Raw genomic sequence first — 4,830 nt, forward strand, 5'->3', positions numbered from 1 at the left:
TGCGCCGCAGTTGGTGGTAGGTCGACGGCAGAAACAGAAGGAGATGTATATGATCGAAATGCCGGCGGGTGGCCACCTATGGGGCCGGCGCAGCAGAATATTTGTTAAGTCGTGCCGTCAGCAGACCGGACGGGACAGGAGATTTGAGAAACCATGACGTAACATAAATCCAACGCATAAAAAAACCTGCTGGGGACAACCAGCAGGTCTTTCGATTTGCTCGTCGGGAAAGACGATTCACATCAATACTCAAACTGAGACATGAGCATAATTGATGTGAACCGACGGGTCAAGGGTTTTTGCGCCCAAAAAACGGAGACCACTATGACTGTCGAAAACATCGATTTACTGGACTGGCTCATTGATGCCGGACAGAACCTTTCTGGCAGCGCCCTGCAGCTGCTGCTCGTTTACACCCGGGAGTGCCTAGTAACAGGCGGTGACTCGGTGCTCACGCTGGAGGAGGCGGCAAAACGGGCGAATATCAGTACATCATCCGCCCAGAAACAAACTCGGGTATTGGCGGAAAACGGGATGGTACGGCGCATCCGATTCGGCCGAAATACCCATATTCGTGTCCTGGGGATACCCGGGCTGGTATTGCAGGGACAAGAGTACCTCCCTCTACCTCCGCCGGCAGCAAATACACCGGATACTGCCGAATCACAACCGCCCCCCCCGGCTATTGCGGAACAAATCGAAGCGGCTCGGGCGGAACGGGATCGGATTGAACGAGAGTGGACACGTGGGCAGCATGATCCCGTGACAACAATGGATCTGGCGAACCGGTTCTCACAGTTATCGACACTGATTGAACGCCTGGAAGCCCAGGTGCCCTGCCCTCCACCTGATCCTACCCCATCACGGCCCAGGACGGAATCTCCCTCTCACCAACAGCATGCCCCGGCAACATTGTCCGGCAACAATGAACCACGCAAGATCCCGCAGCATCTTCAGGCCCGCATCCGTGCAACCATTCGGCGCTGCCCCGGCATCAGCTCGCCGTCACAGTTGTTCGATGAAATTCGGCATCAGGTTGAAAATGGCGTCTTTCAGCATCTGGAAATTCTGCACGCAGTCAATATCTGCCTCAAATTGATACGGGAAAACCGCTGGACAACCCCCTGGGATTACGCGCAAAAACAGGTGGCATAACGCCGAATAGACACAAAAAACGGTGGCTGTTTTGCGGCAAACCGGCAGAAAACGGTGCCTATCACCATACATGTTATTGTTTTTGTTGTTTTTAGAATAAACAATAAAACTACATCGTCGCAATTAAGCGCCATATCGTTGAAATAATCGGCACGCCGATATATTGCGCTTAACGCGCCATGGTGCTAATGTAGCCAAACATTCCAACAATACAGGGAACCCCAATTCACGGTTTTGGAGGCTCAGGATTCCTCGGAGGCAAAATGAGTTCAGTTTCAGCGCAAAACATGATCAACACGGCACAGTTGTTCGAACAGATGACAGAGAGTGGGTATGCCATCTCAGAACAATTACTGCAAACGGCCGCCGCACCATTCTCAGAAAAAACGCTGCCGCTTTGGGGGATTGAACACGCGGCCAAACTGGCCAGAACCAGCAGCGCCACGATTCGCCGACTCGAAGCAGCCGGCAAACTCCCTCCCCCGGCACGAAATGAATTGAACCGGCGCGTTTATGACCTCGAGGCGGTCAATCGTATTCGGGCACAGGTCGGAACCCTGTTCCAGCGTCCAATTGGCTCACGGCCGATACGCGTGATCAGCGCGAATCTCAAAGGGGGCACGGGCAAAACAACCACGGCCGTTCACCTAGCGCAATACCTGGCGCTGCGCGGCCTACGCGTTCTTCTGGTGGATACCGATCCGCAGGGATCGACAACCAACAGTTTTGGGCTGTTACCCGATATTCATGTATCCGAAACGGAAACACTGGCACCCGCCCTGATTGAAAGCAACCTCGAACACGCCCTCGAATTAGCCAGAAAGGCCATCCGCAAAACCTATTGGCATCAGCTGGACTTGATTGCCTCTCAGCTCAACATGGTGTCCGTGGATGGAGAACTGACATTGAAAAGCGGCGCGGATAAAATCCATCGGCTACGGGATCTTCTCGACGAACTGGAGGCGAATTACGATGTGGTGGTTGTGGATGTGCCGCCGGCCCTGGGGCTGTTGAGTATCAATGCCATAGTGGCTGCGGATTATCTCCTGGTACCGATGGTACCCAATATGCCGGATATCGCCTCCTCCATCCAGTATTTCTCCATCCTGTCCACCATCGCCGATCACATGAGCCTGGCCGGCATGAACATCCTGATTACCCGTTACGAAACGGGTCCACATACCGATGCGGCTGCCTCCCTGATCAAGGCCATTTATGGGGTGAACGTGCTGAACAACGTCATGTTGTCCACGCGGGAGCTGAGTAAAAGCGCGCATGACCTGCGCTCCATCTATGAAATTGACAAACCCCACGGTTCCCGGGAAACCTATTTACGGGCGTTAAATTCCATGAATGCGGTAAACGACGAAATATTTTGCAAAATACAGCAGATATGGGATCAACAAGCGCTACTGGCGTCAGAAAGCCCCGCCGAGGTGAATCATGGCTAAACGGATATCCGCACTAAGCAAAATTCTAGGGGAGGTGGAAAAAAAAGCGCCCGTTCCCCCGGCGGAGGAATTTGCCGGCAATGAGGCAAATGGTAACCCGGAAACCCACGATCTCCTGAAGTTGCGGACAGACGATATACGAGTATCGGCAACCTACAATCGAGAACCTGTCGCGTTAGAGGACGACCGCTTTGAGGTGCTGAAACACTCAATCGCTACCCACGGCCAGGATGAGCCGGTAAGAGTTCGGTATGTCGACGGTGCCTACGAACTTATAGCTGGGCACCGGCGGCTGGAAGCCTGCCGACAGCTGGGTAACCGCGTGGTAGCACTATTGACCGATGTGACCGATGAGCGTGACGCAGAACTATTGAAATGGCGGGAAAATGCCGAACGCGAGGATCTGTCTGCATACGAGAAATGGCGGTTGTTTCAGTCCTGGCTGGACACCGGGTTGTTTGCCAGCCAGGCCGCCATTGCCGACGCGATTGGGCTGACAAAGGCCCGGCTGTCGCAGATATTTGCCATCGCCGATTTGCCGGATACCGTAGTCAACGCACTGCAGGACCGCCGGAATATCCAGGTTAAGGATGCGCTAAAATATCGACGCCTGAGAAAAAAATATGAGGACTTTGATGCTGTCATCGAAGCTCGCGCACGACACCTGGACAACAGGGACGACCGTCAACGACTGGACTATTTGTTGGCAGAACCGCGCAAAGTGGAAAATGCGCTCACGGAGATTGAAATTGACACCGGTGACGGGAAACCCTGCGCCAGGCTCATACGGTCGCCAGAACGGCCACCACGAGTACGGTTTACAACCATGCTGTCTGAGGAACAGGAGCAACAGCTAATTGGGATGCTCAGAAGCCTGTTCGACAATAATTAACGCTCATCAATATAAGCATACACTTATATAAGCCATAAGTAATTGAAAGTAAACAAAAAAGCCTGAAGAGTTAAGCGGCTTAACTCGGGTTAACAGGAAACAAGACCATGAACACATAAATTCAGCAAAAAAAAACCACCGGTGGCCGCCGGCGGTTTTTTAATGGAGTCTGCTGCTTTACGACTGTTGCCTTGCATAAAAACAGCGTAACCCCTCTCTCAGTTATCGATACTATATGCAGCAGATCCATTGGTCAAGTATTTTTCGACAAACAATGGAGGTCTGCCATGTCCTTTCAAACACGCTGTGCCTCAGTGGCACGTCCGCCCCGTCAGCGCATCGAACAATCGCTGAAAGAGAATCATTATTTGATTGTCCCGATGCCGCTGTTAAATGCCCTTAACCGGGAGAAACTATCACCCGTAGCCAAAGATCTGTACTTGCGCTACCTGCAAGACGCGATGTGTCGCTCGCAGCCGGACGCCCCGCGATTCGACAGCCTTATTTCAACCGACCTGGCAGCCAGGTTACTTGGTGTGACCCCTTCTGCCATTCGGAAGGCCAACCGCGTGCTCGAATCCGCTGGTTTGATTAAGCGTCTTCAGCGATCTGATAAGAACGGGCGTACCCTGCCCTCGGCAACCCAGGTGCATTTGCCCGCGGCCTTCGAAGAGGAATGCGAAAACGCCTCAATACGACAGCCAAGTTCCACGAAACGGGCTGATACAGAGCCCCAAACTGAACAGTCATCGCCCCTTGTCGAACCCTCCCCTGCCCCCACGGAACACAGGCCGTTGATGAATGCGGCAGCCAAGGAACTGAAGAAAGACATTCAAACTACCGAGCGGTACATACAGAAATGCAAAAAACAGCTGAAAGAAGCTGTCCTACAAAAAGACCGCGATCAGCAAATGAAATGGTTAAGTCGGCTTAACCAGGCGGAATCATCATTGTTGGCCTTGCGTTTGGTGTCAGATGACGGATCGAAATACGTACGGTCACCACCCCATTCCGCATCCTCACCCCGTACCGCATCCTCTTGTTCCCCTCCCACGGGGCAGACACGCCACCCTTCAAGGCGCCTGGGTAAGTCACAGCTGGCGCGATTATGGGAACGCCTGCGTACCCTCCGCGGCCTGTCAAATCCACGGGAAACCTATCAGGAAGTGGTCTTCCAAGTCACACAGGGGGTATATGCAGACATGGCCATCACCAAGGCGGTGAATATCTGTCTCAAGCTCGTCCGGCTGAACAAATGGCGTCGACCGGCGGGGTATCAACCAATTGACGCAATGGGGTGATAGGGGTGGACGGTTGTTTCGGGGAGGGGGG

General features: G+C 53.3%; 4 protein-coding genes. All 4 read left to right on the plus strand.

Annotated features, from left to right (window positions below; translation table 11 throughout):
- The first annotated feature begins 324 nt into the window (after positions 1-324).
- On the plus strand, positions 325-1,155 hold the full coding sequence (locus ACOCD2_RS12405) for a hypothetical protein (protein WP_293652624.1): 831 nt from the start codon (positions 325-327) through the stop codon (positions 1,153-1,155).
- Positions 1,156-1,418: 263 nt separating this feature from the next.
- Positions 1,419-2,606 carry an AAA family ATPase gene (locus ACOCD2_RS12410; protein ID WP_293649612.1) on the plus strand — a complete coding sequence of 396 codons (1,188 nt, stop codon included), beginning with the start codon at positions 1,419-1,421 and terminating at the stop codon, positions 2,604-2,606.
- Positions 2,599-3,498 carry a ParB/RepB/Spo0J family partition protein gene (locus ACOCD2_RS12415; protein ID WP_293652625.1) on the plus strand — a complete coding sequence of 300 codons (900 nt, stop codon included), beginning with the start codon at positions 2,599-2,601 and terminating at the stop codon, positions 3,496-3,498. Before ACOCD2_RS12410 ends, ACOCD2_RS12415 begins: the two co-directional genes overlap by 8 nt.
- 287 nt (positions 3,499-3,785) lie before the next feature.
- Entirely contained in the window at positions 3,786-4,799 is a 1,014-nt protein-coding gene (locus ACOCD2_RS12420; RefSeq protein WP_293652626.1) for a hypothetical protein, read from the plus strand.
- Positions 4,800-4,830 lie beyond the last annotated feature (31 nt).

The sequence above is a fragment of the Thiolapillus sp. genome (genome assembly GCF_048562965.1).
GTDB lineage: Bacteria > Pseudomonadota > Gammaproteobacteria > Chromatiales > Chromatiaceae > Thiolapillus > Thiolapillus brandeum_A.

Excerpts from the sequence above, each read along its gene's own strand:
- ACOCD2_RS12410 (WP_293649612.1), top strand. The coding sequence starts at position 1,419 with ATGAGTTCAGTTTCAGCGCAAAACATGATCAACACGGCACAGTTGTTC.
- ACOCD2_RS12415 (WP_293652625.1), top strand. The coding sequence starts at position 2,599 with ATGGCTAAACGGATATCCGCACTAAGCAAAATTCTAGGGGAGGTGGAA.
- ACOCD2_RS12420 (WP_293652626.1), top strand. The coding sequence starts at position 3,786 with ATGTCCTTTCAAACACGCTGTGCCTCAGTGGCACGTCCGCCCCGTCAG.
- ACOCD2_RS12405 (WP_293652624.1), top strand. The coding sequence starts at position 325 with ATGACTGTCGAAAACATCGATTTACTGGACTGGCTCATTGATGCCGGA.